At 64.9% G+C, this 26,504-nt stretch carries 26 protein-coding genes; 12 read left to right on the forward strand and 14 right to left on the reverse strand.

All coding sequences use genetic code 11. The features are described 5' to 3' along the window. Window positions 1–108: 108 nt before the first annotated feature. Together ABIA90_RS20860 and ABIA90_RS20865 are read right to left on the reverse strand one after the other, a co-directional pair. The gene (locus tag ABIA90_RS20860; protein WP_166343682.1) at window positions 109–315 is read right to left on the reverse strand and encodes a hypothetical protein; all 207 of its coding nucleotides are present in this window, start codon (window positions 313–315) and stop codon (window positions 109–111) included. Between the two features lie 322 nt (window positions 316–637). Next, window positions 638–1,201 (reverse strand): hypothetical protein, encoded by a 564-nt coding sequence (locus tag ABIA90_RS20865; RefSeq protein WP_245328559.1) that lies wholly within the window; start codon window positions 1,199–1,201, stop codon window positions 638–640. 354 nt (window positions 1,202–1,555) lie between these two features. On the opposite strand from ABIA90_RS20865, the gene ABIA90_RS20870 reads away from it, so the two are divergent. Continuing rightward, the gene (locus ABIA90_RS20870; RefSeq protein ID WP_354119544.1) at window positions 1,556–2,860 is read left to right on the forward strand and encodes a PQQ-dependent sugar dehydrogenase; all 1,305 of its coding nucleotides are present in this window, start codon (window positions 1,556–1,558) and stop codon (window positions 2,858–2,860) included. A gap of 3 nt (window positions 2,861–2,863) precedes the next feature. On the opposite strand, the gene ABIA90_RS20875 is transcribed toward ABIA90_RS20870, so the two are convergent. Further along, window positions 2,864–3,688 (reverse strand): aspartate dehydrogenase, encoded by an 825-nt coding sequence (locus ABIA90_RS20875; protein WP_208088164.1) that lies wholly within the window; start codon window positions 3,686–3,688, stop codon window positions 2,864–2,866. A 38-nt stretch (window positions 3,689–3,726) separates the two neighbouring features. Continuing rightward, the gene (locus ABIA90_RS20880; protein WP_259256448.1) at window positions 3,727–4,644 is read right to left on the reverse strand and encodes a LysR family transcriptional regulator; all 918 of its coding nucleotides are present in this window, start codon (window positions 4,642–4,644) and stop codon (window positions 3,727–3,729) included. Window positions 4,645–4,800: 156 nt separating this feature from the next. Here ABIA90_RS20880 and ABIA90_RS20885 point away from each other — a divergent pair, with 156 nt between their 5' ends. Both ABIA90_RS20885 and ABIA90_RS20890 read left to right on the forward strand, forming a co-directional pair. Beyond that, entirely contained in the window at window positions 4,801–6,099 is a 1,299-nt protein-coding gene (locus ABIA90_RS20885; RefSeq protein WP_354119543.1) for an MFS transporter, read from the forward strand. A 21-nt stretch (window positions 6,100–6,120) separates the two neighbouring features. Next, window positions 6,121–7,194 carry a tartrate dehydrogenase gene (locus ABIA90_RS20890; RefSeq protein WP_354119542.1) on the forward strand — a complete coding sequence of 358 codons (1,074 nt, stop codon included), beginning with the start codon at window positions 6,121–6,123 and terminating at the stop codon, window positions 7,192–7,194. A gap of 55 nt (window positions 7,195–7,249) precedes the next feature. Here ABIA90_RS20890 and ABIA90_RS20895 read toward each other — a convergent pair whose 3' ends face one another. From ABIA90_RS20895 to ABIA90_RS20905, 3 genes are all read right to left on the reverse strand, one after another. Next, window positions 7,250–8,197, reverse strand: a complete 948-nt coding sequence (locus ABIA90_RS20895; RefSeq protein ID WP_354119541.1) for a LysM peptidoglycan-binding domain-containing protein — start codon at window positions 8,195–8,197, stop codon at window positions 7,250–7,252. A 585-nt stretch (window positions 8,198–8,782) separates the two neighbouring features. After that, complete coding sequence (locus ABIA90_RS20900; RefSeq protein WP_166343696.1) at window positions 8,783–9,037, reverse strand: hypothetical protein; 255 nt, start codon at window positions 9,035–9,037, stop codon at window positions 8,783–8,785. A 62-nt stretch (window positions 9,038–9,099) separates the two neighbouring features. After that, window positions 9,100–9,963: a DUF3313 domain-containing protein gene (locus ABIA90_RS20905; RefSeq protein ID WP_354119563.1), complete on the reverse strand. Its 864-nt coding sequence runs from the start codon at window positions 9,961–9,963 to the stop codon at window positions 9,100–9,102. Window positions 9,964–10,135: 172 nt separating this feature from the next. On the opposite strand from ABIA90_RS20905, the gene ABIA90_RS20910 reads away from it, so the two are divergent. Further along, window positions 10,136–10,813: a TetR/AcrR family transcriptional regulator gene (locus ABIA90_RS20910; protein WP_502916642.1), complete on the forward strand. Its 678-nt coding sequence runs from the start codon at window positions 10,136–10,138 to the stop codon at window positions 10,811–10,813. 9 nt (window positions 10,814–10,822) lie between these two features. On the opposite strand, the gene ABIA90_RS20915 is transcribed toward ABIA90_RS20910, so the two are convergent. Next, window positions 10,823–11,302, reverse strand: a complete 480-nt coding sequence (locus tag ABIA90_RS20915; protein ID WP_354119540.1) for a MarR family winged helix-turn-helix transcriptional regulator — start codon at window positions 11,300–11,302, stop codon at window positions 10,823–10,825. Between the two features lie 104 nt (window positions 11,303–11,406). On the opposite strand from ABIA90_RS20915, the gene ABIA90_RS20920 reads away from it, so the two are divergent. After that, the gene (locus ABIA90_RS20920; RefSeq protein WP_354119539.1) at window positions 11,407–12,615 is read left to right on the forward strand and encodes an ABC transporter substrate-binding protein; all 1,209 of its coding nucleotides are present in this window, start codon (window positions 11,407–11,409) and stop codon (window positions 12,613–12,615) included. Window positions 12,616–12,631: 16 nt separating this feature from the next. Then, entirely contained in the window at window positions 12,632–13,810 is a 1,179-nt protein-coding gene (locus ABIA90_RS20925; protein ID WP_354119538.1) for a cytochrome P450, read from the forward strand. A gap of 39 nt (window positions 13,811–13,849) precedes the next feature. Here the strand turns inward: ABIA90_RS20925 and ABIA90_RS20930 are convergent, their stop codons facing one another. Further along, window positions 13,850–14,578: a hypothetical protein gene (locus ABIA90_RS20930; RefSeq protein WP_354119537.1), complete on the reverse strand. Its 729-nt coding sequence runs from the start codon at window positions 14,576–14,578 to the stop codon at window positions 13,850–13,852. Window positions 14,579–14,866: 288 nt separating this feature from the next. Here ABIA90_RS20930 and ABIA90_RS20935 point away from each other — a divergent pair, with 288 nt between their 5' ends. Together ABIA90_RS20935 and ABIA90_RS20940 are read left to right on the forward strand one after the other, a co-directional pair. Then, window positions 14,867–15,790, forward strand: a complete 924-nt coding sequence (locus ABIA90_RS20935) for an ABC transporter ATP-binding protein (RefSeq protein WP_028147643.1) — start codon at window positions 14,867–14,869, stop codon at window positions 15,788–15,790. Next, window positions 15,787–16,548 carry an ABC transporter permease gene (locus tag ABIA90_RS20940; RefSeq protein WP_028147642.1) on the forward strand — a complete coding sequence of 254 codons (762 nt, stop codon included), beginning with the start codon at window positions 15,787–15,789 and terminating at the stop codon, window positions 16,546–16,548. The genes ABIA90_RS20935 and ABIA90_RS20940 overlap by 4 nt, the downstream gene beginning before the upstream one ends. Before the next feature lie 108 nt (window positions 16,549–16,656). Here the strand turns inward: ABIA90_RS20940 and ABIA90_RS20945 are convergent, their stop codons facing one another. After that, window positions 16,657–16,980, reverse strand: coding sequence for a hypothetical protein (locus ABIA90_RS20945; RefSeq protein WP_282520541.1), 324 nt, complete (start codon window positions 16,978–16,980; stop codon window positions 16,657–16,659). Between the two features lie 327 nt (window positions 16,981–17,307). Between ABIA90_RS20945 and ABIA90_RS20950 the strand changes: the two genes are divergently transcribed. Further along, window positions 17,308–18,087 (forward strand): L,D-transpeptidase, encoded by a 780-nt coding sequence (locus ABIA90_RS20950; protein WP_049807481.1) that lies wholly within the window; start codon window positions 17,308–17,310, stop codon window positions 18,085–18,087. A 2-nt stretch (window positions 18,088–18,089) separates the two neighbouring features. Here the strand turns inward: ABIA90_RS20950 and ABIA90_RS20955 are convergent, their stop codons facing one another. Then, the gene (locus tag ABIA90_RS20955; protein WP_354119536.1) at window positions 18,090–19,352 is read right to left on the reverse strand and encodes a hypothetical protein; all 1,263 of its coding nucleotides are present in this window, start codon (window positions 19,350–19,352) and stop codon (window positions 18,090–18,092) included. Window positions 19,353–19,484: 132 nt separating this feature from the next. Here ABIA90_RS20955 and ABIA90_RS20960 point away from each other — a divergent pair, with 132 nt between their 5' ends. Continuing rightward, the gene (locus tag ABIA90_RS20960; protein WP_354119535.1) at window positions 19,485–20,468 is read left to right on the forward strand and encodes a glycerophosphodiester phosphodiesterase; all 984 of its coding nucleotides are present in this window, start codon (window positions 19,485–19,487) and stop codon (window positions 20,466–20,468) included. A 134-nt stretch (window positions 20,469–20,602) separates the two neighbouring features. Here ABIA90_RS20960 and ABIA90_RS20965 read toward each other — a convergent pair whose 3' ends face one another. Next, entirely contained in the window at window positions 20,603–22,882 is a 2,280-nt protein-coding gene (locus tag ABIA90_RS20965; RefSeq protein WP_354119534.1) for a fused MFS/spermidine synthase, read from the reverse strand. 178 nt (window positions 22,883–23,060) lie between these two features. Here ABIA90_RS20965 and ABIA90_RS20970 point away from each other — a divergent pair, with 178 nt between their 5' ends. Then, window positions 23,061–24,671, forward strand: coding sequence for a phytoene desaturase family protein (locus ABIA90_RS20970; RefSeq protein ID WP_354119533.1), 1,611 nt, complete (start codon window positions 23,061–23,063; stop codon window positions 24,669–24,671). 284 nt (window positions 24,672–24,955) lie between these two features. On the opposite strand, the gene ABIA90_RS20975 is transcribed toward ABIA90_RS20970, so the two are convergent. Beyond that, a complete protein-coding gene (locus tag ABIA90_RS20975) occupies window positions 24,956–25,111 on the reverse strand; it encodes a Flp family type IVb pilin (protein ID WP_094183922.1) in 156 nt (51 codons plus the stop codon). Between the two features lie 163 nt (window positions 25,112–25,274). Between ABIA90_RS20975 and ABIA90_RS20980 the strand changes: the two genes are divergently transcribed. After that, on the forward strand, window positions 25,275–26,162 hold the full coding sequence (locus ABIA90_RS20980) for a 50S ribosomal protein L11 methyltransferase (protein ID WP_354119532.1): 888 nt from the start codon (window positions 25,275–25,277) through the stop codon (window positions 26,160–26,162). 130 nt (window positions 26,163–26,292) lie between these two features. Here ABIA90_RS20980 and ABIA90_RS20985 read toward each other — a convergent pair whose 3' ends face one another. Further along, the gene (locus ABIA90_RS20985) at window positions 26,293–26,472 is read right to left on the reverse strand and encodes a hypothetical protein (RefSeq protein ID WP_028147633.1); all 180 of its coding nucleotides are present in this window, start codon (window positions 26,470–26,472) and stop codon (window positions 26,293–26,295) included. Window positions 26,473–26,504 lie beyond the last annotated feature (32 nt).

Consider the following 26,504-nt stretch of genomic DNA (forward strand, 5'->3'; position numbering starts at 1 on the left):
ATGCGGCGACCGGCATCAAACTCATGCTTACCGAGGGTCGACGAGGCCGTGCACGGGCCGCCTCTTTGGGGGCTCGGGGCTCGATTGACACCAGCACAGCGAAACTAGTCAGTCGATTGGCGCGAGCCGTGCGTTCCACCGCGCCGCAAGGTTTTTGATCTGCTCGAAATGCAGGATCGCCGGTTCACCCTCGCGGACGATTGTCGTCCGCTTGCGTTCCTTGGGTGGCAACGTCATCGCGCGCGATACTGCCGCGCGCAGTTTCATCGAGCCGTGATCTGTCAGGGTGACGAGTTCTTCCGGGTCAAAGGCCATGGGTCCACGCCTACGCTACCGGCTGGCCCGCAAGCCAGCACACGCGCCCCGAATGCCCAATTCTCCAGATAGCCCAACATGGTTAATAGTTCGTTATCGTTTGGCTCTGTCATTTGGATTGGCGCGCGGGTCACGCGGCGTCTTGTCCCGCAAGTAAAATGAGCCTCTCAGGCTGCACCAGCCCCTATTTGGATCGAACCCAATCCCAGCCGATTTCAAATGCTAAAGGAGGTGGCTACCGCCAGGCTTGCAGCAGGGGTAGTTCGCCCGTGCCGCGCCGGTCCGCGCGGTAGCCCCAGTGAGCCATTGCAGTCGCAGTTGATCAGGCTACCGCTGCCAACCTGCCATCGGCATGCGGATTTGCGCAAAGCAGACGCTTGCGAATGGCCTCTTCAACAAGCGCGAGCGCTTCCTTGGCTTGTCGCGCTTCGGCCTCCGCAACTTCGGCGCGAAGCTCTACGGCCGTCAACTTATCCTTTTGAGCTTCAATGCAGCACTGGGCTTGCTCCAGCGCTCGGCAAGCATCTTGCAGCTTAGTTTGGGTGGCTACGGTGAGTTCACGCTGTGCCCGCTCGGCGGCCTCCGCTCGCCCTTCGGCCAGCCGCAATCTTTCTATGGCGCTCGTGCAAAGTGATTGGGCACGGGCTTCGGTCTCGCGGGCGTGCTTCTCCATATCGCGGAAGACATCGGCCGCTTGATATACCAGATCGAGAGCTGTTGCTCCCTTGTCTGGTGCCAGCGGTGAGGGAAAGCTCAAGATGCCCTCATCCCCTCCAACTGGCGCTCTGGAACCACGCTGCGCCATGCAGTTCAAGCTCGTCGCGAACACATATACACGGGCAGTATCATGAATAGCTATGGTTAACGGATGGTTAAACAGTTGCATGCCTGGAGATGTCGTGACGGCGCGCGGCGGGCAATGGCACGGAAAATCAGTCAGCAACGTTCTTTGGGCGTGCCTAGCGTAGGAGCAGAGGCTCGCGCCGGCGGCTGGACCGGCACATCCGCCGCAGATTTTGCTCTCCATGCAAATTTGGTCGGCTGCCATTCCTCGGGAATAGGCGCTGATCGAGTTCCGTAACGGTTGACCTTTTTGCCGCTACCCAGTTGGATGCGCGCGCAAAAAGGCACGACGACATCCCATCGTGGATCTGGAGAGGTCGACGATAAGGTCTGAGCCCGCGCGGGGCTTTGGGCGATCCGTCGTTGGACTGTGCCGTACGTTCAACAGGGGATTTCCATGACCTTTTCCAGCATCTTCGCGCAGTTCGTCGCGCTGATCGGCGGTGCCGCGCTGCAATGGCGGCGGCTGTCGGGCACCGCGCCCGCGCCGGCCTGGGGCCAGGCGCCGGCGATTCCCGAAGCGAAGCCACAGGGGGCGCTGCCGACCTTGAAGATGCCGACGGCCAGGGGCTGGAGCGAGGGCCAGAAGCCGACGGTCGCCCCCGGGCTCAAGGTCAATGCATTCGCGGCCGGGCTCGACCATCCGCGCTGGATCGAGGTGCTGCCGAATGGCGACGTGCTGATCGCGGAGGCGACGCAGATTGCGGGCGCGCCGAGGTCGGTGTTTCACTATGCGATGCAGGCGACGATGCGGCGCGCCGCAGCGCTCGGCGTCAGCGCCAACCGCATCACGCTGCTGCGCGACAAGGACGGCGACGGCGTCGCCGAAGTGCGCGGCGCCTTCATGGAGAACCTCAGCCAGCCCTTCGGCATGGCGCTGGTCGGCAGCACATTCTATGTCGGCAACACCGACGGCGTGATGGCCTTCCCCTATGTCGCCAATGCCGACCGCATCACCGCGCCGGGCAAGCGGCTCACGACGTTCAAGCCGAGCGGCCACTGGACGCGCAGCCTGCTCGCAAGCCCCGACGGCAAGAAGCTCTATGCCGGCGTCGGCTCGCTCAGCAACATCGCCGAGATGGGCATGGAGGTCGAGGAAGGCCGCGCCGCGGTCTATGAGCTCGATCTCGCCGCCGGCACGCATCGCATTTTTGGTGCGGGACTGCGCAACCCGGTTGGACTCGCGTGGGAGCCCAATACGAACGTGCTCTGGACCGTCGTCAACGAGCGCGACGGGCTCGGCGACGAGACGCCGCCGGACTATCTCACCTCGGTGCGCGACGGCGGCTTCTACGGCTGGCCCTATTGCTACTGGGGCAAGACGGTCGACGATCGCGTGCCGCAGGATCCCGCGATGGTCGCCAAGGCGCTTCAACCGGACTATGCGCTCGGCGGCCACACCGCTTCGCTCGGCCTATGCTGGATGCCCGCCGGCACGCTGCCGGGCTTTCCGGACGGCATGGTGATCGGCCAGCACGGCTCGTGGAATCGCAGCACGCTGTCCGGCTACAAACTGGTGTTCATCCCGTTCGAGAACGGCAAGCCTTCCGGCCCCGGTCGCGACATCCTGTCGGGCTTCCTGTCCCCGGACGAGAAGGAATCCTACGGCCGCCCGGTTGGCGTCGTGATCGGCCCCGACAAGAAGTCGCTGCTGATGGCCGACGACGTCGGCAACGTGATCTGGCGCGTCACGGGCGCGTAGAGGTTACGTCCCGACACAAAGCGTGGCGCGCTGCTTGCGTAGCAGCGCGATCACGGAGAGCGCCGTGATCAGGCCCGTCTTGGGATTCTCCGACGGGATGTTCTCGATCGACATCGAGAAGCGCGCCGAATCCGCTTCGACCTCGATGCGGTGAACGTTGCGCGTCACGGTCGGATCGGCCCAGATCTGCACCGAGGTGCGGTCGGGCCCGACGCCCGCGAGCGACAGCGCGACCGCGACGTTGAGATTGGCCGGAAAGCCCTTTGCGGCCTCGCGCGCGGTGCCCTCGAACAGTTTGAGCGGCTCGCGCAGATTGTCGATATCGATGTTGTTCTCGACGATGAAGGGCGCGCCCTTCAAGCCGTCGATCGGCTTGCGCGTCACCATCTTCACCGAGTTGATGGTGCCGATTGCGGCGGCGTTGACGGCGTCCAGCCCGATCAACGCCCCGGTCGGCACGATGATGCGGCCACCATTGGCGCGGGCGAGATCGACGAGATCGAAATTGTCGAGCAGCCCGCCGACGCTGACGACGACCGCGGCCTTGCCGCGTTTCACCGCGGGTTCGACGATCGCGCGCAACTGGCTGCTCGGCGCGCATTCGACCACGATGTCGGCGACTTCGCCGAGCTGCTCGATCGGCACGATTTGCGGCGGACGGCGCAAACCGCCGATAAAGGCCTGATGCTTTGCGGGATTGCGCACCGCGACGGCCGACAGGGTCAAGCCCTCGATACCCTGATCGAGCGCCGACGCGATCTTGGTGCCGATCGAGCCCAGGCCTGCGATGGCAACCCGCAATTCGTTCGAAGCTTTCTGTCCAGTCATCGCGTCCCACCTTCTCGCCAGGCCAATGTCATAGCCGCTCACGCCTCCCGCGCATAGCTGCGCAGGCGCGCCTCCAGCACCGCCAGCATGGCATCGCGGGCCGGGTCGCGCGAACCGCGCAGCCACGCGGCGGCAAGCGGCAGCCGGCCAATGGGGCCGCTCTGCTTCGGCCGCAGCGGCACGAAGCGCACGCCCGTCACCGCCATCCGGGTGGTCCAGCGCGGCACGATCGCAACGCCGAGCTTCGTTGCCACCAGATGGATGATGGTCTGCTTCTCGTCGGCGACCTGCACGATGCGCGGCGTCAGCCCGGCCTGCTCGAACAGCTTGATCGTGAGGTCGTGGCTGTGCGGCCGCGAGCGGCGGTCCGGCACCAGCATCGCCTCGTCGGCGATCTGCGCCAGCGTGATCGACTTGCGCTCGGCCAACGCATGCCGCTGCGGAAACGCCACGATCGCGGTCTCCTGGAGCAGATCGCGGAATTCGAGCCGCTTGTCCGCACTGTCGGGCGGGCGGACGAAGGCGAGATCCAGCGCGCCGGTCAAAATCTTCGGCAGCAGCCGGACGGTCTTGTCTTCGAGCAGCTGCACCGCGATCTCAGGATGCTTGTCGCGGAAATCGCGCAAGAGCGGCGGCAGCAATCCCGCCGCCGCGCTGTCGATGGCGCCGACCCGCAGCCGCCGCGCGGCGCCGGCACGCGAGCGGTTGCGCAGATTATTCTCGACCGCCTCGACCTTGGCGAGGATGGCGCGGGCATCGCGCAGCAGCGTCGAACCGTCTTCCGTCAGCGACACCGCGCGCGTGGTCCGCGCGAACAGCCGCGTTCCCAGATCTTCCTCCAACAGCCTGATCTGCCGGCCGAGCGCGGAGGGCAGCATCTGAAGCTGCTGCGCCGCATGGCCGAAATGCAGCTGCTCGGCCGCCGCCACGAAGCATCGCAACTGATGCAATTCCATCCAAGGTCCTCTCGTCTCGCCAGGCGAGGATTATATCATTTTTTTGTATAAACCAGCGCCAATTGAGTATGCCTCCTTCCCCCGCCTAGGCTCGTTGCCGGCGTGGACCTCAGGGTCCGCCGATACAACAACAAGCCGGAACTCGAGGAGGCCAGGGTGGCGAGCGAGATTCAGACGCGCGTGCTGCGCAAGATCACTTGGCGCATCGTTCCCTTCATCATGCTGCTGTACTTCGTGGCCTTCATCGACCGCGTCAATATCGGCTTTGCCTCGCTAACGATGAACAAGGACATCGGCCTGTCGCCCACCGTCTACGGTTTCGGCGCCGGCATCTTCTTCTGGGGCTATTTCCTGTTCGAGGTGCCCTCCAACATCATCCTGCACAAGGTCGGCGCGCGGATCTGGATCGCGCGGGTGATGATCACCTGGGGCCTCGTGTCGGCCGCGATGGCGTTCGTGCAGGGCCCGACCAGCTTCTATGTGCTGCGCTTCCTGCTCGGCGTCGCCGAAGCCGGCTTCTTCCCCGGCATCATCCTCTATCTCTCCTACTGGTTCCCGGCGCGCCAGCGCGCCGCGGTGACCGCGCTGTTCATGGCGGCCGCGCCACTCTCGACCGTGCTGGGCTCGCCGATATCAGGCGCGCTGCTGGAGATGGACGGCCATCTCGGCTTCAAGGGCTGGCAATGGCTGTTCGTGCTGGAGGCGGTGCCGGCCGTGCTGCTCGGCTTCGTCGTGCTGGGCTTCCTGACCGATCGCCCCGAGAAGGCGAAATGGCTTGCCGACGATGAGCGGCGCTGGCTGGTCGAGACCATGAACGTGGAGACCACCAGCAGAGCCGCGACCGCGAGCCACAGCATCTGGCGCGGGCTTGCGGACCCGCGGGTGCTGGCGCTGTCGCTGATCTATTTCGGCACCTCGGCAGGCCTCTACACGCTCGGCGTCTGGGCGCCGCAGATCATCAAGCAGTTCGGCCTGTCCACGCTCCAGGTCGGCTTCCTCAATGCGCTGCCGGCAACCGCCGCCGTCGTCGCCATGGTGCTGTGGGCGCGGCATTCGGACCGCACCGGCGAGCGCACCTGGCACGTCGTGCTCGCCTGCCTGCTCGCGGCCGTGGGGCTCGCCTTTGCCGGCCTTGCGACCGGCGTGGTCACCGTGCTGGTCGCGCTGGCGCTGGTGAACATCGGCATCTCCTCGGCCAAGCCGCCGCTGTGGAGCATGCCGACGCTGTTCCTGTCCGGCCCCGCGGCCGCAGCAGGGATCGCCACCATCAACTCGATCGGCAATCTCGGCGGCTTCGTCGGACCCGCCATGATCGGCTGGATCAAGGAGCAGAGCGGCAGTTTTGTCGGCGGACTCTATTTCGTCAGCGGCCTGCTCGTTCTCTCCGCGGTCCTGACCCTGCTATTGTCGCGCGCGCAGACCGCGCCCGTCGAACCCGTCCCGCAATCCCACTGACATCTCAAACGGAGCATCTTCATGCGCACCCATTCGATCGCAGCAATTCCGGCCGACGGCATCGGCCCCGAGGTCATCTCGGCCGGCCTCCGCGTGCTGGAGGCGCTGGCAAAACGCAGCGGCGACCTCGCCTTCAACGTCAAGACGTTCGACTGGGGCTCGGACTATTACAAGAAGCACGGCGTGATGATGCCGGCCGAGGGCCTTGCCGAACTGAAGAAATTCGACGCGATCTATTTCGGCGCGGTCGGTGCGCCTGATGTGCCCGATCACATCACGCTGTGGGGCCTGCGGCTGCCGATCTGCCAGGGCTTTGACCAATACGCCAATGTGCGGCCGACAAAAATCCTGCCGGGCGTCGCCTCGCCGCTGCGCAATGTCGGCGTCGGCGATCTCGACTGGGTGATCGTGCGCGAGAACTCGGAAGGCGAATATGCCGGCATGGGCGGCCGTGCCCACAAGGGCCTGCCGGAAGAGGTCGGCACCGAGGTCGCGGTGTTCACCCGCGTCGGCGTCACCCGCATCATGCGCTACGCCTTCCAGCTCGCGCAGTCGCGGCCGCGCAAATTCCTGACCGTCGTGACCAAGTCGAACGCGCAGCGCCATGGCATGGTGATGTGGGACGAGATCGCCGCCGAAGTCGCGACGGAATTCCCCGATGTGACCTGGGACAAGATGCTGGTCGACGCCATGACGGTGCGCATGACGCTGCATCCGAAGAGCCTCGACACGATCGTTGCGACCAACCTCCACGCCGACATCCTCTCCGATCTTGCCGGCGCACTCGCCGGCAGCCTCGGCGTCGCGCCGACCGGCAACATCGACCCGCAGCGCCGCTTCCCCTCGATGTTCGAGCCGATCCACGGCTCGGCGTTCGACATCACCGGCAAGGGCATCGCCAACCCGGTCGCGACCTTCTGGACCGGTGCCCAGATGCTGGAGCATCTCGGCGAGAAGGACGCGGCAATACGGCTGATGTCGGCGGTCGAGCGCGTCTGCGCGGCCGGCGTGCTGACGCCCGATGTCGGCGGCAAGGCGACGACGAAGGAAGTCACGGACGCCGTGATCGACGCGATCCACGGGACGAACGTGTAATCGCTACTCGACGTCATGGCCGGGCTTGTCCCGGCCATGACGAGTTGTGGATCAACTACTTCCGCCCTTGCGGCGGCGGCGCCGGCGCCGCCATCGCGGCCACAGGCTCCGGCGGCGTCAGATGGCGCGGGACGATGATGGACTGGCCGGGGGTGAGGGTCGCGTTCTCCGCCAGCGAGTTGCTCTGCGCCAGCGTCCACAGTGGCACGCGGCGGGCGGCGGCGATGCTCTCCATGGTGTCGCCGGTGCGCACGGGCACCCGCACGCCGCTGTCCCACAATTCGACCGGCGTGTTCGCCGGAACGAGATAGCGCAGCGGCACCGCATCGGCCTGGCTCTGCGCGGGGATGCGTGGCAGCTGCGTCACCATCTCGATGATCTGGCGATGGATGTCGTCCGACTTCTCGATGTTGATGTGCGAGACGCGGCTGTTCTCCTTGAGGTCGTAGCTCGCGTAATGGCCCCGATAGCCGGGCACGGCCACGACGTCGCCGCCGCCGAGCACGCTGTCGGAGAGGAAGATGTTGATGAAGCGCTCGACATTGAGCGGCACGTCGCCGGTCGCATGCGCGGAATCGATGGCGATGACGAGGCTGATCCGGATGTTCTCCTTGGCCGCCATCTCGGAGATCACGACCGAGCACAGCCCGCCCATTGAGTGGCCGATCAGCACGATCGGCGCCGGGCTCTCCTTGTAGCTGGAGATGACACGATCGCCGATCCATCGGCAGATGGTGAATTCATAGACGTCGGCCGAGAAGCCGGCCTTCGTCAGCTTTTCGCTGAGCCGGTCCATGCCGGTCGAGAAGATCGGCCCCATGGCGCCGCGGAACAGGTAGATCTTTGGCGGCGGCAGCGGCTCGACCGGCGGAGCGGGAGGCGGCGGCGCAGTGGTCGCGACCGCGGGGCGCTTCGGCTTCGCAGGTGAGGCAGCGGCCATGCCGGTGCCTAGGGCGAGCAGCGCAACCGCTGCCAGCACGACTAGCCGCCTCAAATCGATCATCCGTCCAGCAGTCCCACCATGGGAGGCAAAGGCCTCCTCCGCGGGCTTAGTGACCACCGATTGGGTGGATTTTGGGGCACGGAACCGGGCCCGTGACGCCCGTCGGTCGAGGTTCTCATCCTGCCCCTTACATCCCCGGCATCAATTGAAGGGAACCCATGGCTGGGCTTCGCAGGTATCAAGGATCACCGAGCTCTGGACTCCCTTGTAAGCGTCATCGTCGAAAAAGACCGAATAGGCGGGGTGTCTGTCAGACGAACCAGCGCCCTGCCTCAGGCAGACGAAATACGCCCCCGGCCCGTGGTCCGTAGGGCGGACGGCGGATGTCTCGAGTCCCCCGGTCAGCTTGACTTCGGCGGCTGCCTTCCTGACGCCCTCCTGCACCGCCTTGGCACCAGGCGGACGCGGAGGATGATAGACAGGAGGCAAATTCCCGCTCGACGCGCATCCCGCCAGCAGCAGCGTCAAGACGGCGGACAAGGCCGCCGGAGATCTGCGGCGGCCGAAGACGGACCTTCGCTGGCCGCACGCCAACTCATATCGTGAATGCATCGCTTGTCCCCGGTGCCGCGCTCGCTGCGCGCCTCATCCCTGGGTCAGGACGAGATAGAGGCAGCCGGCGACCGTGGGCAGGAACGCGACCAGGGCCGTCATCCAGAAGCCGGGCTCGAGCATCGAGTCCTGGTCATCCCTCTCGTCGACTGCACGCCGATCTGCGTTGGTCCGGCTCCACGCCTCATCGGCTGTGAACAGGGGAACGCTGTTCGCGCGCGCATCGTCGCGTGCTGCGCTTTGGCGCAAAGCGCGTTGGGAAGGGCGAGTTATTCCGGATGTCAGCATGTCATCAACTCTGATCGGCTACCAATATGTCGGGCTCGGATGTTGCGGGGCGCGCGGCCGCATCACTGTGTCAGCGCCTGCTCTGAATTCGCTCCGGGCACAGGCGGCGGGGCCGGATTGTTGGCCGGGCTCTCCTTGGCGCCGGAATCGGTCCAGGCCGGCGGCAGGCCGAGCCCCTGCCCCGCGAAGCCGGTGATGCCGGGAAACCGTCCGAACGCTTCACAGGCGACGTATTTGGGCGCACCGCCGAGCCGCACGGGAATGCTGTCCATCGGCGGCAGCGCGGGGATGCCGCCGAACGGCGATTCTCCGGTCGTAACCAGTTTTGCGAAGTCCGTGCCGAAATCGGCGGCGAGATCGTAGGCATCGCCCTCATTGGCGACCCGCGGAGAGTTCGTAATCGAGTTGGCGCCGCGCGCCCAGACCATGGCCGCCTTCTGAAATCCTGCAAAATCGCGCGCTTCCGCCTCGACCGACAGGCTGCCGAGCCCGACCGGAAGCCTCGGCACCGGTACAGGCACGCCGGGCAGCGCAACGGTCTTGGCAATCGACAGGGCCTTCGATGCGCCGGAGGCGGTCGGGCTGGTCGGCGCGGCATGCGTCACCGTCGCCTGCACCGTGAGATCGGCGTCGTCATCGGATAAGACGATACGGAAGCGCTCGCTCAAGCGGAGACACAGCTCGCGGCTGATGGCGTTCGCAACCAGCCGACGTTCCTTTTCGTTCAACACGACATCGGTGCGCGCGGGAAAGACGGTCGATGCGATCCGGATCGTCTTCGCCGCCAGCACATCCTGCTTGTTCACGCGGATTTTCGATCGCGTCACCAGCCCGTTCGCTTCCGACATCCGGTCGTAGCTCCTGAGCGAGCCGGCCTGTTCGAGCGGCGCGGTCGCACACCCTCCGAGCGCAAGCGCGGCACCCATCAGGGCCGTCCGTGGAAAGCGCATGGTCCCATTCCCGCATCGGCAGCTTATTAGAGAGATCGCTCTAATAATCACTTCTCACGCCTCGCAACATCCGTCAACATAAATAGATGGAACTCTCTAATTTTGATTTTCTCGTGGCGGACCGTCGTGCTAAACGGGGCGAATGTGAATGGAGATGTCCGGTTTGAGGAAAGTCGACCCCGTCAAGCATGAGCGGAAGCGCGGGGAAATCCTCGGCGCGGCAATCCGCTGCTTCATCAGGGACGGCTTCCGCGGCGCCAGCACGACAGATATCTGCACCGAAGCCGGCATCAGTCCGGGCCACCTCTATCACTACTTCGCGAGCAAGGAGGCGATCATCGAGGCGATGATCGACCTCGGTCTCGCGCGGTCGGCCGAGCGGTTTGAAAAGATTCTCGCGGCCGCCGACGTGATCGAGGCACTGCTCGTCGATATCGAGGAAACCAGCCTGCGGTTTCGTCCCGCCCAGATCCTCAATCTGGATGGTCTCGCGGAGGCCGCCCGCAATCCTGAATTCGCTGCGATCATCGAACGCCACACCGCGGCGGTCCGCCGCATGTGGAGCGACTTCCTGCGCCGGGCGCAGCAGCAGGGGCGGGTGGATCCGGGGTTAGATCCGGACGCGACGGCAAACATCCTGATCGCCCTCGTCGACGGATCCCGCGCCATGCCGATCCGCAATCCCAAGCTGGATATCAAGCAGAGCGTAGAGCATCTGAGAACGATGCTCGTCCGCTTCCTGAACCCGCCCGACGCACAGAGCGCTGCGATCAAGCCCCGCATTCAGAAGACCGGTCGTCCCCTGAAGCTGGTCAGGAAGCGATAGAGCCCGACCCTAGAGCGGCAGGAGCCGGTTCAGCAATTCCAGCAGCGTGCGCTGCTCGGCCGCGCTGAGCGGAGCCAGCATCTTTTCGTTGTAGGGCTCCGTCAGCCTTGCCCCCTCGGCAATGAGCTTTGCGCCTTTCGGCGTCAGCATCAACTCGACGGCGCGGCGATCCGCCTTCGAGCGGTTGCGCTTGATGAAGCCGGACGATTCGAGCTCGTTCAGGATCTTGATCAGGTTCGGCAGGCGCAGCCGAAGCAGGCTGGCGAGGCTGCTCGGCGGCACGCCGGGATTGTCACGAATGACGGCGAAGATCGCATAGGTCGCCGGCGTCAGGCCCAACGCGGCGAACTCCTCGTAAAAGCCTTCGAAAAACTTCAATTGCGCGAGGCGCAGCATGAAGCCGGGCGTCCGCCGGAGCGCGCGCAGGTCCAGCGATTTCTCCAGCTGCTGATCGGACTTCAACCCGGGTCTTACGGTTTTCGAGCTCATGATCCTCAATCCGCGGCGGCCACAGCCGAATTGACACTCTCAAAAATAGCTATAAAATATAACTATTATTTAGCGGCACCAAGACCGCATATGGGAGGGACACAATGAACAGCAAATTCCTGCACAAATTGTGCATTTTGGCTTTGATGATGGTTGCCGCGCCGGGCTTTGCCCAGGATGCCGTGAAGATCGGCATCCTGAACGACCAATCCGGTCCGTTCGCGAGCTATCAGGGTATCGGCTCGGTCGTCGCCGCAAAAATGGCCGTCGAGGATTATGGCGGCAAGGCCGCCGGCAAGCCTGTCGAGGTCGTCGCGGCGGATCACCAGAACAAGACCGACATCGGGATCGGCATCGCCAGGCGCTGGTACGAGAATGACGGCGTCGACGCGATCTTCGACATCCCGAACTCGTCGATCGCGCTCGCTGTCGCCGGCATGAGCGCCGAGAAGAACAAGGTCTTCGTCGGATCGGGCGCCGGCACGGTGCTGCTCACCGGCGAGAAATGCACGCCCAACACCGTGCACTGGACCTACGACACCTATGCCTACGGGCGTGGCCTCGGCAAGGCGATCGTGCAGCAGGGCGGCAAGAAGTGGTTCTTCATCACCGCCGACTACGCGTTCGGTCACGATCTGGAGAAGCAGGCCGCGGAGGCCGTGAAAGCGTCCGGCGGCGAGGTGCTTGGCAGCGTGCGGCATCCGCTGGGAACGGCCGACTACGCCTCCTTCCTGCTCCAGGCCCAGGCTTCGGGCGCGAACGTCGTCGGCTTCGCCAATGCCGGCGACGATACCATCACCTCGATGAAGCAGGCCGCCGAGTTCGGGCTGACCAAGGACCACAAGCTGGTCGGATTGATCCTGGGGATGAACGGCCTTCCCTCACTCGGACTGAAGTTTGCGCAGGGCGCGCAGATCATGAACCCGTTCTACTGGGATCTGAACGACGGCACGCGGGCTTTCGCCAAACGCTTCGCCGAGCGCATCCCCTCGAAGGCTTATCCCAACGACATGCAGGCCGGCGTCTATGCCTCGGTCATTCACTACCTCAAGGCGGTCGACAAGGTCGGCGGCGCCAAGGACGGCAAGGCCGTCGTCACCGCGATGAAGGAGATGCCGACGGACGATCCGCTGTTCGGCAAGGGCTACATCCGCAAGGACGGACGCAAGATCCACCCGCTCTATTTGCTCCAGGTCAAGGCGCCCGAGGAGTCGAATTCGGCCTGGGACCTGCTGAAGGTCGTCGCCACGATCAAGGGCGAGGACGCATTCCGCTCGGAGAGCGAAGGCAAGTGTCCGCTGACCACGCAATAACGGCCGGGAGCTGACCATGAGCGGCATTGCATCCAGTCCGATCGACCCGTTCGCGCCTGACTTCCTGATGGATCCCTATCCCGCCTGTGAAGCGCTGCGCGCGCTCGGGCCTGCGTTCGCGCTGGAGCGTTACGACGTGTGGGCCATGGCGGGCTATGCCGGGGTCGAGGCGGCGCTGAAGGACTGGAAGACCTTCATCAGCGGCGAGGGTGTCGGGCTTCACGGGATGAATCCTGCGCTGCCGAAACCGCTGACACTCCAGATCGATCCTCCCGATCATGACAAGGGCCGCCGCGTCCTCGGCCGCACCCTGTCTCCGGGCGTCGCAAGGAAGCTGCGCGAGACATTTCAGCTAGAAGCGGAGAGGAAGGTCTCGGAGCTGATCGACAAAGGCACCTTCGATGCCGTGGCCGATCTTGCGGAAGCCTATCCCATGAAAGTGTTTCCGGATGCGATCGGCATCCGGCCGGATGGCCGCGAGAAGCTGCTCGCCTGGAGCACCTTCGTGTTCGACAGCTTTGGCCCGGAGAACGAAATGCTGGCCACATCGCGCAAGGCGGGCCTCGCCGCACAGAGCTGGATCATGGAATGCTGCGCCCGGGACGCGTTGCAGCCCGACGGGCTCGGCATGATGATCTATCAGGCGGCCGACGACGGCGAGATCACCGAGCACGAAGCAACGCACCTGGTGCGGCCGTTCCTCACCGCCGGGATCGACACCACCGTCAACGGCATCGGCAACACCCTGCTGGCACTCGCCACGCATCCGGATGAATATCGCAAGCTGCACCACAAGCCGGAGCTGGCGCGCAACGCCTTCGAGGAGGGGTTACGCTACGACTCACCGGTGCAGACGTTCTTTCGCACCACCTCGCGCGACGTCGAGATCGGCGACGGCGTGATCCCCGCGCACCGCAAGGTGCTGCTGTTCATGGCCTCCGCCAATCGCGATCCGGCGCGGTGGGACAAATCCGACCGCTTCGATGTCGAACGGAGCGCGACCGGGCATGTCGGCTTCGGCGCCGGCATTCACGCCTGCGTCGGCCAGATGATCGCGCGTCTGGAAGGCGAATTGATCTTCGGCGAGCTCGCAAGGCGCGTGAAGACCATCGAGCTCACGGCAGAGCCCAGACGCAGGCTCAACAATTCCCTGCGTGGGCTGGAGAGCATGCCGGTCCGCGTGACCGCCGCTTAGGCGGCACCACGCGGTGCCGCGGGGCGCGACGACGCGCCCTCAGTTCCTGGCCGGCGCCGTTGCTGCCGCCGAGCGCGCCTGCCGCGGGGCCCTGGGTGCGCCGGGTTCGGCGACCGGACCTGCCGGGGCGCGCGAGCGCATGATGGCGGCGTCGATCTCGCCGATGACGCGGCGCTGGATCGCCTCGTTCTTGTCGATCGAGATGTGGCCGACGCCGGTGCCGCGGACGTCGACATTGTCGAGCTTGCCGCGGAGACCAGTCGCAGCGCGCACAGGCTCGCCGGGACCGTCGCCGATATAGATGTTGATGTAGCGTTCGGCGCCGGTCGACAGCCTGGTCTTGAAGACGGAATCGAGGCCGATCGCCAGCTTCACGGGCACGCCGAGCTGGTTGAGCTTGGCGATCATGTCCGGCAGCGCGGTCGCGCCGGAGGAATGGCCGACCAGGACAATGGTCTTGACGCGACCGGCCCTGTAGTCGGCCGCGGCCTCATCAGCGAGCGAGGACCAGGACACGAAGTTCGCGACGGTCACCTGGATGCCCTGCGCCTGGAGACGGGAGCCGATCGTGTCGAGGCCGAGCGAGAAGATGTTGAGCACGCCGCGGAGGAGGTAGACATGCGTGGTCGCGGCTGCGGACTGGCTCGGCGCCGCCCTGGCGGTGGTCGGGCTGATGGCAACAGCTGACAGCAGGAGCAGGCAGATCGCCCACACACGGAGGGCGGGCAACTGGCTGGCGCCGGCGGTGTGACGGCCGTTCGGTCTCATCTCGATGTTTTCCCTGGGGACGATACGCTTTGCGACTGGCCGGAATCGTAGCCACGGCCTGCTCGCAGACGCAACAAAGAGGCGCGTGAGCGGCAATCTTAGCCACAAGCCGTGACCATCCCGCAACACTTGCCCGGAACCTGCCACCGAAGGGGCTGTTTTGAGACCATTTTTCTCCGGCCAATTGCGGCCGGGCAAGTGCATTCCTATTTCAGGGCTCCGCTGACCTCCTCCCGGACGGTTCCAGCCTCCCCTCCCCAGTCTTTACCTTTCAGCCCTGCGGCCATCATGTCCTCCATCATTTCCGTCGCCAATTTGTCGAAGACCTATGGGTCCGGCTTCAAGGCGCTCAAGAACGTCAATCTCGACATCAAGCGCGGCGAGATTTTTGCGCTGCTCGGCCCCAACGGCGCCGGCAAGACCACGCTGATCTCGATCATCTGCGGCATCGCCAACCCAAGCGAAGGCACGGTCCTCGTCGGCGGCGAGAACATCCAGACCTCGTACCGCAAGGCCCGCTCGCTGATCGGCCTCGTGCCCCAGGAATTGCACACCGACGCCTTCGAGAGCGTGTGGGCGACGGTGAGCTTCTCCCGCGGCCTGTTCGGCAAGCCGAAGAACCCCGCCCATATCGAGAAGGTGCTGAAGGACCTCTCGCTCTGGGACAAGAAGGACAACAAGATCATCACGCTCTCCGGCGGCATGAAGCGCCGCGTGATGATCGCGAAGGCGCTGTCGCACGAGCCGCAGATCCTGTTCCTGGACGAGCCGACCGCCGGCGTCGACGTCGAGCTGCGCAAGGGCATGTGGGAAGTAGTACGCACGCTGCAGCAATCCGGCGTCACCATCATCCTGACCACGCACTACATCGAGGAAGCCGAGGAGATGGCCGACCGCATCGGCGTCATCAACAAGGGCGAGATCGTGCTGGTCGAGGACAAGGCGACGTTGATGGAGAAGCTCGGCAAGAAGCGGTTGACGCTGCATCTGCAGGGCAAGGTCACGACGCTGCCGGACAGCCTCAGCCATTACGAGCTCGACGTCTGCGACGGCGGCGCGACGCTCGTCTACGACTACGACACCAAGGGCGAGCGCACCGGCATCACCAGCCTGCTCAGCGACCTCCGCAACGCCGGCATCCGCTTCAACGATCTCGACACGACGCAATCGTCGCTCGAGGACATCTTCGTCGACCTCGTGAGGACGTCATGAATCATCGCGCCATCCGCGCCATCTATCTGTTCGAAATGGCGCGCACCTGGCGTACGCTGCTGCAAAGCATCGTCTCGCCTGTCGTCTCGACCTCGCTCTATTTCGTGGTGTTCGGTGCCGCGATCGGCTCGCGCATCAGCCAGGTCGAGGGCGTCAGCTACGGCACCTTCATCGTGCCGGGCCTGATCATGCTCTCGGTGCTGACACAGAGCATCGCCAACGCTTCCTTCGGCATCTACTTTCCGAAATTCACCGGCACGATCTACGAAATCCTGTCAGCGCCAATTTCCTATGGCGAGATCGTGCTCGGCTATGTCGGCGCCGCCGCGACGAAGTCGATCATTCTCGGCCTGATCATTCTCGCCACTGCCGGCCTGTTCGTGCCGCTGCACATCCATCATCCGGTCTGGATGCTGACCTTCCTGGTGCTGACGGCGGTGACGTTCAGCCTGTTCGGCTTCATCATCGGCATCTGGGCCGACGGCTTCGAAAAGCTCCAGATGATCCCGATGCTGGTGGTGACGCCGCTGACCTTCCTCGGCGGCAGCTTCTATTCCATCGACATGCTGCCGGCAGGCTGGCGCACCGTGGCGCTGCTGAACCCGGTCGTCTATCTGATCTCGGGCTTCCGCTGGAGCTTCTACGAGATTGCGGATGTCAGCGTGTCCGTCAGCATCTGCATGACGACGGCGTTCCTGGTGATCTGCCTCGCCGTGATCTGGTGGATTTTCCGCACCGGATATCGGCTGAAGAATTGACCGCAGATCCGTAGCCCGGATGGAGCGCAGCGAAATCCGGGACAAGCGTCACCTCACGCACCAGCGGCCCCGGATTGCGCTTCGCTCCATCCGGGCTACGGCGCTACCTCACCTGTAGCAGTGGAAGCGATGGTAGCCGTCATAGTAGCCGCGGCAGCGGTAATGGCGGTGATGCGGAATGCCGAACACGCCCTCCACCGCACCCACGGCCCCTCCGACACCGGCGCCGACCGCGCCGCCAACGACGCCACCAACAGGCCCGGCGATCCGGTTGCCTTCATAGGAGCCTTCCTGGGCGCCGCGCACGATGCCCTGAGCGTGGCCGGCTTGCGGCAGCGACAACAGCGCGAGCAGGATGGCGGCGGCTGCGAACAGCAGGCGGACGGGCAAACCGGCCGGCAATTGCGCGGCGGCGATACGGGCTTTGTTCATCTTCGGTCCCAAGGGAATTAAAGGGGAAAGGGCAGCGGAAGCCGCCCGTCGAGGGCAGCCACAATCAACGCCTGAAGCGGCCGAATGGTTGCGCCTTTGTGACGAATTGTCGGCGTTGTGACTGCTCGGCACGCTCGCGAAAATGTCAGCGCCGCCGCCAGCCACGCGGCACAAAGCGGCCTTGCTTACGCCCGGCATCGCGTTAACGATGGAGGGGCAGCCCGCTGGAACGAAAGCCGGATTGCAGGCATATTGCACGCCGGGGGACGGAGAGCCGCGGCGCCTAGCGTGAACAGGCCGGAGGCCAGAACTCAAATGCGTTTCCTGATGCGTTCCTTTTTCATCGCTTTTTCCTCATTGATGTTTTTGAGCGCGGGCGCCGCGCAAGCCAAGGTCGAGATCACCGTCGACAAGGACAATCAGCAGATGACCGTCGCCGTCGACGGCGTCGCGCGCTATCACTGGCCGGTGTCAACCGGCATCCCCTCGCGCGAAACGCCGGGCGGCGCCTTCCGCGCCTTCCGCATGGAAGAGGATCACTACTCCAAGGAATTCGACGACGCGCCGATGCCGCACGCGATCTTCTTCACCAAGGTCGGGCACGCCATCCACGGCACCGACTCGGTCAGCCGCCTCGGCTCGCCGGCGTCGCACGGCTGCGTGCGACTGTCGCGCCAGAATGCCTCGACGCTCTATGCGCTGGTGCAGCAGCAGGGCGTGCTCAACACCACGGTGACGCTGACCGGCTCGGCCCAGGTGGCTCTGGCCCGCAACCCGCGCGGCCGCAACCCCACAGCAGTGGCTCGCGCGCCGCAGCCGGCCGAAGAGCAGTACGCCACTTCAGGCGATCCCGTGAATCTCGCACCGCCGGCGCAGCCTGCCCGCCGCTACATGCCGCAGGACGACAATTACATCTATCCGGCCGACGGCAGCGACACCGGCACGCGCTATCCCGCGCCGCGCTCGGCCAGCCGCCCGCTGTATGACGCACAGGTCTATCAACAGCAGCAGCCGCAGCAATACTACAATCAAGGCTACGGCCAGCAGGGCTACTATCAGCCACAGCCCCGGCAATATTATCAGCCGCGCGGTTACTATCAGAACTGACGCTACCGGAACGCAGCGTTGCCGCGTTCGACGATCTTTCGCGCAGCATCGACGAAGGTACGCGCGACCGGCTCGAGGATCTCGGGCCCGGTCGCGGCGAGATCATCCGACGGCGTATGAAACGTCCGATGGCGCCCAGCCATGCCGAGGAAATTGGCGTAGCCCGCCGCATGCACATCGCGCAGCTCACCGACCGCCTGCTTCTCCGTCACCAGACGCTTGGCCTCGACTTTTGCAAAAGCCTCGTCGGTCAGCGCGACGGCGGATTTGCTCAGCACGAGATAGCGCTCTTGCTCGGGCCGATCGGTGCGGGCGCCTTCCGCGAAGGCATAGCAGGCGTTCGACGAGCCGAAGTGAATCCACGCCAGCGTGTCCTTCGGTGCCGGCGCTCCGTGCTTCAAAAACAGCTCCATGCCGCCATGGCCGATCTCGTGGCCGGCGGTGGCGATGAAAACAAAATGCGCCGGCCATTTCTCGGCGGCGACGGTGCGCGCCAGCGCGAGAAAGTTGGCGACGCCGGGGCCGCGCTCGCAGACGCACGAGTACCAGCCGGTCATCGGCGTGGAGACGACGATGACCGGGCCACGGCCGGCCCCGATCTCGGCGATGACGTTGCGGCCGACAACATCGCGCTCGTAATGGCCCTTGACGTCGAAGGTGACAGGCGCGCTTGAGGCGAGCGCGCGCTCGAACACCGCTCGCGACGCCGCGCCGACCACGATCACCGGCACCGGCCAGGGCGCATCCTCCTGCGTGACGTTATAGGCGAAGCGGTCGTCGGCGGGGTTGCCGATCATCAGCAGCATGGCCGCCGGCTTCCTTGCCGCGGCTTCCGCGATCGCCGTACGATGGGTCGGCCCCAGATAGGCGCCGCGATCGAACGGCAGATCGAGCAGAAGGATCTTGCCGGTGACATCGCCATCGCGCGCGAGCGGCGCGGCGAGATGGAAGCTGGCCTTGTCCTCCGGCGGCCACCAGAATGGCGTCGCCTCGACAGAGATGCCGGCAGCTTCAGCGCTGGCCCGCTCGACGACATATTGCCGCCCGAGCACGACGGGCTGGAAGCTGATTTCGAAACCCGCCTGCTTCATCTCGCCGGCAATCCAGTCGGCCGTCGCGCGATCGCCCGCCGAGCCGAAGCGGTGCAGACCGAAGGATGCATAGCGCGCCACGTCTTCGTAGAGGCTCGCACCCGAGAGCACATCCTTGGCTAGCGCCTGTCCGACCATGAGAATCGCCATCGTTGCGATGAAGATAAGCCGCATATGAATGGCTCCCTTTTTTGAGAGCCAGTTTCCGCCTTCCCCGGCCGCCGTCAAGCGCCTGTCGACCGCGAAGCTGGACGAACCGGGCGAAGATTTCATAAGCTCCTCCTTTCACCTGGGCTGCGAACCTTGATGCCGTCACGTACCGCGACAATCCTGATCGTGCTCTCGGTTCTCACTGCGGGACAAGCCATGGCCTTTGATCTCGAAGCGCATCGCGGCGGGCGCGCGCTGTTGCCGGAAAACACCCTGCCGGCCTTCGCCAACGCGCTGTCGATGGGCGTGGACACGCTGGAGCTCGACGCCGGCGTGACCGCGGATGGCGAGGTCGTCGTGTCGCATGAACGCGGGCTCAATCCCGACCTCGCGCGCGATGCAGGCGGCGCCTATGTCGCCGCGCCCGGTACACCGTTCGTGAAGCTGCGGTTGGCCGACGTCAGGACCTATGACGTCGGCCAGATCCGGCCCGACAGTTCTTACGCGAAGCAATTCCCCGACCAGCGGGTCGTGCCGGGGACACGCATTCCTACCCTGGGCGAGCTGTTCGCGCTGGTGCGCAAGGCCGGCAACACGCGCGTGCGTTTCAATATCGAGACCAAGATCGATCCAAACCATCCGGACGAGTCGCTCGATCCGCGAGGCTTTGTCGCAAAGCTGCTCGGGCTGATCGAGGCCGAGGGATTTTCCGATCGCGCGATGATCCAATCGTTCGACTGGCGGACCCTGCTGCTCGTCCAGCAACAGGCGCCCAACATTCCGACGGTGTATTTGACGCTCCAGCGCGGCTCGGGCCAGACGGTGTCGTTGGACAAAGCGACGAACTGGACGGCGGGTTTCAGCCCGGCCGATCACGGCGGCTCGCTGCCGCGGACGATCAAGGCTGCGGGCGGCGCGGTCTGGTCGCCCTATTTCGGCGATGTGACCGAGGCGGTCATCTCGGAGGCGCACACGCTCGGACTGCGCATCGTGGTCTGGACCGTCAACAAGCGCGAGGACATGGCGCGCATGATCGAGCTCGGCGTCGACGGCATCATCTCGGACAGGCCGGACCTGCTGCGGCAAGTCGCGGGCGAGAAGGGAATTGCATTGCCGGCGGGAACGCCGGTGATGCCGTGAAGTCTATCCGCCGTCATGGCCGGGCTTGTCCCGGCCATCCACGTGTTGCGGCATCGTCGGAAGAACGTGGATGCCCGGGACAAGCCCGGGCATGACGACCTCTCGTAAATCTGCGTGCCGTACCTTTGGCGTCTCTACTCCCCATCCCTCAAGCGCCGGTACAACGCGCCCAAAATATTGGAATAGTCGTCGGTCCAGACCCGCACCCGGTCGTCGGCTTCGGTCAGCTCCCATGACTTGGAGGAGGCGAGCCGGCCGACGTCGGCCTCCTCGCGCGCGGAGATGACGACGTCGGTCGAGAAGATGTAGTCCCCGTCGCGTCCGGAATCCTCGTTGAAGACCCAGCTCTTCAGATCGTTGGCATCGGCGATTCCGACCACGACGGTCTCGAGATCGAGGTGCCGGTTGGAGACGTGCATCACCACGGCGCCGTGCGGCGCCAGCTTGTCCTTGTAGATATTCATCGCCTCTTCGGTGGCGAGATGAATCGGAATCGCATCCGACGAATAGGCGTCGACGATGATCAGGTCATAAGCGCCGTCGGGCTCTTTCGCGAAGGTGAGGCGAGCATCGCCGATCACCGGCTTCAGGCCCGGCATGCAGCTCGATATGTAGCGAAAGTTCTTCGGATCGCTCGCCGCGTCGACCATGGACTGGTCGATCTCGAAGAAGGTCCAGCTTTCGCCGGGCTCGGCGGCGCAGGCGAGCGTGCCCGATCCTACGCCGATTGCGGCGACCTTCAGCGGCGCGCCCTTGCGCTCGCGGATCGCGGTGATGGCCTGACCGATGCCGCCGTCCTTGTGGTAATAGGTGATCGGCTCGGGCCGGCCGACGACCGGCGTGCCGTCATTGTTGCGGAAGCGCTCGGCACCGTGGATCGTGGTGCCGTGCATCAGCACATGGAAATAGCCGCCGGGCGTCACCACGATCTTGTGCACGCCGAAGAAGCTGCGCACCGTCGTGACGCGGCCTTCGTCCGCCGGATAGACGCGGATCAACGCCAGCGCGAGCGCGGCGGTGGCGAAGATCTTCCAGCGGCTGGCGTTGAGCGCGAGCGCCAGAAGTGCCGCGAGCACGCCGACGGCCCCCGCGACCCAGACGCGATGATCCTCGAACCAGGTCGAGAGATCGCCGGTCATGTAAGACGGCGCGACGAGCGCCACTGCGAGCACGGCGAGTGCCAGCCAGTACCATCTGACGATGCCCGCCAGCCGCTCGTTCGCCGGCGGCCGGCACAGCGCGGCGAGCGCGACCAGGATCGGGTATTCGGCGATCCAGGAGAAGGTGAATGGAGCAACGAGGCCAGCAAAGAGGCCGCCGACCATGCCGCCGAACGACAGCGCGACATAGAAGCCCGTGAGATATTTGGCGGCCGGGCGTGTCCGCGCCAGCTCGCCATGGCAGGCCATGGCGATGACGAAGAAGCACAATTGGTGGCCGCCGAGGGTCAGCAGCAGATTCTGTTCGCCGCCGAACGCCAGCAGGACGATGACGCCCGCGATCGCGACCGGCTGGAGCATCAGCATCCATTTGTGCGGCAACAGCGGCCGCGACTGGAACACCACCACCCACGTGAGCAGATACAGCGACAGCGGCAGCACCCAGAGCAACGGCGCCGCCGCGACGTCGGTCGAGATGTGCGCCGTGACGGCGATCAGCAGGCCGGACGGCACCGCGGCGAGGAAGATCCAGCGCAGCCGCGTCACGATACCTGGCGCCGGCGCATTGACATCCTCGGTTTTTGCGTCGACCACGGCCAGCTTCGGCGAGCGCAGCAGCAGCACGCCGCAGGCGGCGATCAGGAGGATCAGAAGGCCATAGCCAAGGGTCCAGAACCGGTTCTGCGTGTGCAGCGTGAAAATCGGCTCCAGCAGGAACGGATAGGACAACAGCGCGAGGAAGCTGCCGATGTTGGAGGATGCATAGAGGAAATACGGATCGTGTCCGGCAGGATGGCCGGTGCGGACGAACCAGGCCTGCAGCAGCGGATTGTTGGCGGCGAGCGCGAAGAACGGCAGGCCGATCGAGACCACGAACAGGCCGAGCAGCCAGAACGCATAGCCGGAGGCCGGTGGCTCGCCATAGGCGGTGGCGATGCCGAGCGGCAGCGTGGCGAAGGCTGCGATCAGCAAAACCAGATGCACCGCGACCGGAACGATGCGATTCCTGATCTGCATCAAGAGATGCGCATAGGCATAGCCCGCCAGCAGCAGCGACTGGAAGAACACCATCGCCACCGACCACACCGCCGGTGAGCCGCCGAGCCGCGGCAGCACCATCTTGGCGAACAGCGGCTGCACCGAGAACAGCAGCAGCGCGCTGACGAAGATCGCGGCGGTGTAGACCGTCAGCAGCAGCCGGTTGCGCGACGAGGACGGCTGCTCCGTGGCGGCGGGTTGCACGATCGAATCCATGGAAGCTCCGGCTTAAACCCCGGCGGGCGCCGGACGCGCGCAATGGAGCACAGGGCGCATGAACGGGCAATAAAGGGTCTCGTGATGTTGCAGCGACGATTGCTTGATATACAGATGTCATTCCAGGCTTGGTTCTTCGGACCATCCCGGAATGACCGTGGAACATTTTGAATCCTTCATGACCGAAACCGACGTCATCATCATCGGCGCTGGCCATAACGGCCTCACCTGCGCGGCCTATCTCGCGATGGCAGGCCTGCGCGTGCGCGTCGTCGAGCGCCGCAAGGTGGTCGGCGGGGCCGCGGTCACGGAGGAGTTTCACCCCGGATTCCGCAACTCGGTCGCGGCCTACACGGTGAGCCTGCTCAATCCGCAAGTGATCCGCGACTTGGGCCTCACTGAACAGGGCCTGCGGATCGTCGAGCGGCGCGCGCAGAATTTCCTCCCCGCGCCCGACGGCAGCTATCTGCTCACCGGCGAGGGGCGGACAAAGGAATCCGTCGCACGGCTGAGCACGCATGACGCCAACGCCCTCGACGGGTTCTCGCGCGAGCTGGAAGACATCGCCGACGTGCTGCGGCAGTTCGTGCTGCGTGCGCCGCCGAACCTGCTCGACGGTTTTGGCACGAACGCGATCCGCGAAGCCGTGAACGCGTTCCAGAGCGCCAACATCCTGCGTGGGTTGACGCTGGAGCAAAGCCGCAGCCTGCTCGATCTCTTCACCCGCTCGGCCGGCGAGATGCTGGACGAGCGCTTCGAGCACGATCTGGTCAAGGCGCTGTTCGGCTTCGATGCCATCGTCGGCAATTATGCCAGTCCATACGCGGCGGGCTCGGCCTATGTGATGCTGCACCACGCCTTCGGCGAGGTGAATGGCAAGAAGGGCGTCTGGGGCCACGCCATCGGCGGCATGGGAGCGATCACGCAGGCGATGGCGCGCACCGCGCAGGGACGCGGCGTCACGATCGACACGGATGCGGGTGTGCGCGAGATCATCGTCGAGCGCGACCGCGCGGTGGGCGTAGTGCTGGAGAACGGCACGTCCCTCCGCGCGAAATATGTCGCGGCCAACGTCAATCCAAAGCTGCTCTATACGCGGCTGATCGCGGCCGACGCCCTGCCCCCGGACTTCCTCGCACGCATCCGGCACTGGAAGAACGGCTCCGGCACCTTCCGCATGAACGTGGCGCTGGACCGCCTGCCCTCCTTCACCGCGCTCCCGGGCGACGGCGATCACCTCACCTCCGGCATCATCCTGGCGCCAAGCCTCGGCTACATGGACCGCGCCTATCTCGACTCGCGCGCGCTGGGCTGGAGCCGGGAGCCTGTCGTCGAAATGCTGATCCCCTCCACGCTCGACGACACGCTCGCACCGGCGGGCAAACACGTCGCGAGCCTGTTCTGCCAACACGTCGCGCCCGAACTGCCCGACGGAAAGTCCTGGGACGACCATCGCGAGGAGGTCGCCGATCTCATGATCGCGACGGTGGACAAATACGCACCTGGCTTTGCGGCAATCGTGCTTGGCCGCCAGATCCTCTCCCCGCTCGACCTCGAACGGCAATTCGGTCTGTTGGGAGGCGACATCTTCCACGGCGCGCTGACGCTGAACCAGCTGTTCTCGGCGCGGCCGATGCTGGGCCATGCCGACTATCGCGGGCCCTTAAAGGGCCTCTATCATTGCGGTTCCGGCGCCCACCCCGGCGGCGGCGTCACCGGCGCGCCCGGCCACAACGCCGCGCAGGCGATCTTGAGGGATCACCGCTCGCTGTTCGGAAGCCGTGGATAGGTCTGTGGAAAGAGCTGTGGACAGGCTGTTGGCAGGGCTGTGAGAAAACAGTGGACAGCCTGCGCGCGGCAGGCCCGGCGCGCCCCGTACAAGGCGGTGGAAAAGCTGGGGATGAGTGGCGGGATAAAGCCGTGGACAACTTTGGGGAAACGAGTGGAAGGCCTGTGGGCATTCCGGTGCCCCCAAAACGACCTCGCCCGCCGGGGGTAACTCCCCGTGCGGGCGATCGTCAGGTAACAGCCTCTAAAGAAAAACAGCCCCCGCCAGGAAATGGGAGGCGGAAATTACTTCAAGGAACTGCTAATCGAACCGAACTTGTCGTTCAAGCTGGTGCCCAGGCTGTTCACCACGGTGATGATCGCCAGCGCGATGCCCGCTGCGATCAGGCCGTATTCGATTGCGGTTGCACCGGATTCGTCCGACCAGAACTTCAAAACCATGCTCTTCAAGACTCGCCTCCGTTTCAATTCCAGGATGCGTTGGCTGGATCCAACACCCGGAAATCTACGGGATACAACCTGCAGTCAGGTTAAATCGGAACCTGCAAGTTATGCGGAAAATTGGGAACAAAAGTTTCAAAAATTGAACTGACGGAACCCTAGAATGCAGCTTTCTCCCACTCATCGCGCCTGCTTTTCGATCGGCACCGAGGCCGCGGCCAAGCGCGTCGTCGACGTTCTCACGGAGGTCTTTTTCGACGGCGATGCGGCGGTCGCCGCCTTCGAGCGGCCGGACGGACAGTGGGACGTCACGCTCCATTTCGCCGAGGCGCCCGATCAGGCATGGCTGCGGGAACTCATTGTAACTTCGGCAGGAAACGAGATCGCCGAAACGCTCGTCTTCGACATTGTCGAGGCCAAGGACTGGGTCAAGGCGAGCCTCGAGGATCTCGTCCCGGTACCGGCCGGCCGCTTCGTCGTGCACGGCAGCCACGACCGCGACCACGTCGCGCCGAACAAGCTTGCCATCGAGATCGAGGCAGCGCTCGCCTTCGGCACCGGCCACCACGGCACCACCCGCGGCTGTTTACTGTTGCTTGACCACGTCCTGAAGAGTTCCCGGCCGAGAAACCTGCTCGACCTCGGCACCGGCACCGGCGTGCTGGGCATCGCAGCGGCGAAGGCGCTGCATCGCGCGGTGCTCGCCTCCGACATCGACCCGCCGTCGGTGCGGGTGGCGGCAGAGAACGCGACACTGAACCACGTCGGCAACCAGGTGCGGGTGATCCGCGCCACCGGATTTGCCGCTCCGGACTTTGCCAGATGCGGCCCGTTCGACCTGGTCCTGGCCAACATCCTTGCCAATCCGTTAAGGCAATTGGCCGGCCCGATGGCGCGGCACCTCGCGCCCGGCGCGCGCGTCATCCTCTCAGGCCTCTTGACCCACCAGGCCCCCGCCGTGATCGCCGCCTACCGCGCACGCGGCCTCGTGCCGCTGCGGCACGTGCGGATCGAGGGGTGGAGCAGTTTGTTGCTGAGGAAACTGTCGTAGGGTGGGCAAAGCGACTTGTCCGCCATAGCTCGAAGAGCGACGGCGGAAGCGTGCCCACCACATCTATTTGGGATCAAGGAGACATGGTGGGCACGGCGCTCTGCGCCTTTGCCCACCCTACGACACCGCCCTACTCCGCCGGCTTCTCGTCCCGGCGCGTCGCGCGCTTGCCCTGCAAGGCGCGCCTGGCGCGGCGCTCGGCGAAACGGTCGATCATCTGGCTGATGAGACCGCGCGGCTTCTTCGGTGTCGTTGCGGCCGGGGCGCGGTGGGCCGGCGGCGAAATCTTCTCAAACATGAACGCTGGCATCGTGTGTCCCCTCGCCGTTGAGATGAACCACC

It is taken from the genome of Bradyrhizobium sp. LA6.8 (assembly GCF_040547935.1).
In the GTDB taxonomy this organism is placed as follows: domain Bacteria; phylum Pseudomonadota; class Alphaproteobacteria; order Rhizobiales; family Xanthobacteraceae; genus Bradyrhizobium; species Bradyrhizobium barranii.

Bases quoted from the DNA above. Each gene is read 5' to 3' on its own strand.
- ABIA90_RS20940 (WP_028147642.1), top strand. From the start codon at position 15,787: ATGAATCATCGCGCCATCCGCGCCATCTATCTGTTCGAAATGGCGCGC.
- ABIA90_RS20900 (WP_166343696.1), bottom strand. From the start codon at position 9,037: ATGCTGACATCCGGAATAACTCGCCCTTCCCAACGCGCTTTGCGCCAA.
- ABIA90_RS20980 (WP_354119532.1), top strand. From the start codon at position 25,275: ATGCAGCTTTCTCCCACTCATCGCGCCTGCTTTTCGATCGGCACCGAG.
- ABIA90_RS20945 (WP_282520541.1), bottom strand. From the start codon at position 16,980: ATGAACAAAGCCCGTATCGCCGCCGCGCAATTGCCGGCCGGTTTGCCC.
- ABIA90_RS20875 (WP_208088164.1), bottom strand. From the start codon at position 3,688: ATGACTGGACAGAAAGCTTCGAACGAATTGCGGGTTGCCATCGCAGGC.
- ABIA90_RS20865 (WP_245328559.1), bottom strand. From the start codon at position 1,201: ATGCAACTGTTTAACCATCCGTTAACCATAGCTATTCATGATACTGCC.
- ABIA90_RS20965 (WP_354119534.1), bottom strand. From the start codon at position 22,882: ATGGATTCGATCGTGCAACCCGCCGCCACGGAGCAGCCGTCCTCGTCG.
- ABIA90_RS20860 (WP_166343682.1), bottom strand. From the start codon at position 315: ATGGCCTTTGACCCGGAAGAACTCGTCACCCTGACAGATCACGGCTCG.
- ABIA90_RS20955 (WP_354119536.1), bottom strand. From the start codon at position 19,352: ATGCGGCTTATCTTCATCGCAACGATGGCGATTCTCATGGTCGGACAG.
- ABIA90_RS20985 (WP_028147633.1), bottom strand. From the start codon at position 26,472: ATGCCAGCGTTCATGTTTGAGAAGATTTCGCCGCCGGCCCACCGCGCC.
- ABIA90_RS20890 (WP_354119542.1), top strand. From the start codon at position 6,121: ATGCGCACCCATTCGATCGCAGCAATTCCGGCCGACGGCATCGGCCCC.
- ABIA90_RS20870 (WP_354119544.1), top strand. From the start codon at position 1,556: ATGACCTTTTCCAGCATCTTCGCGCAGTTCGTCGCGCTGATCGGCGGT.
- ABIA90_RS20930 (WP_354119537.1), bottom strand. From the start codon at position 14,578: ATGAGACCGAACGGCCGTCACACCGCCGGCGCCAGCCAGTTGCCCGCC.
- ABIA90_RS20880 (WP_259256448.1), bottom strand. From the start codon at position 4,644: ATGGAATTGCATCAGTTGCGATGCTTCGTGGCGGCGGCCGAGCAGCTG.
- ABIA90_RS20975 (WP_094183922.1), bottom strand. From the start codon at position 25,111: ATGGTTTTGAAGTTCTGGTCGGACGAATCCGGTGCAACCGCAATCGAA.
- ABIA90_RS20960 (WP_354119535.1), top strand. From the start codon at position 19,485: ATGCCGTCACGTACCGCGACAATCCTGATCGTGCTCTCGGTTCTCACT.
- ABIA90_RS20935 (WP_028147643.1), top strand. From the start codon at position 14,867: ATGTCCTCCATCATTTCCGTCGCCAATTTGTCGAAGACCTATGGGTCC.
- ABIA90_RS20915 (WP_354119540.1), bottom strand. From the start codon at position 11,302: ATGAGCTCGAAAACCGTAAGACCCGGGTTGAAGTCCGATCAGCAGCTG.
- ABIA90_RS20895 (WP_354119541.1), bottom strand. From the start codon at position 8,197: ATGATCGATTTGAGGCGGCTAGTCGTGCTGGCAGCGGTTGCGCTGCTC.
- ABIA90_RS20925 (WP_354119538.1), top strand. From the start codon at position 12,632: ATGAGCGGCATTGCATCCAGTCCGATCGACCCGTTCGCGCCTGACTTC.
- ABIA90_RS20905 (WP_354119563.1), bottom strand. From the start codon at position 9,963: ATGGGTGCCGCGCTTGCGCTCGGAGGGTGTGCGACCGCGCCGCTCGAA.
- ABIA90_RS20910 (WP_502916642.1), top strand. From the start codon at position 10,136: ATGGAGATGTCCGGTTTGAGGAAAGTCGACCCCGTCAAGCATGAGCGG.
- ABIA90_RS20920 (WP_354119539.1), top strand. From the start codon at position 11,407: ATGAACAGCAAATTCCTGCACAAATTGTGCATTTTGGCTTTGATGATG.
- ABIA90_RS20950 (WP_049807481.1), top strand. From the start codon at position 17,308: ATGCGTTCCTTTTTCATCGCTTTTTCCTCATTGATGTTTTTGAGCGCG.
- ABIA90_RS20970 (WP_354119533.1), top strand. From the start codon at position 23,061: ATGACCGAAACCGACGTCATCATCATCGGCGCTGGCCATAACGGCCTC.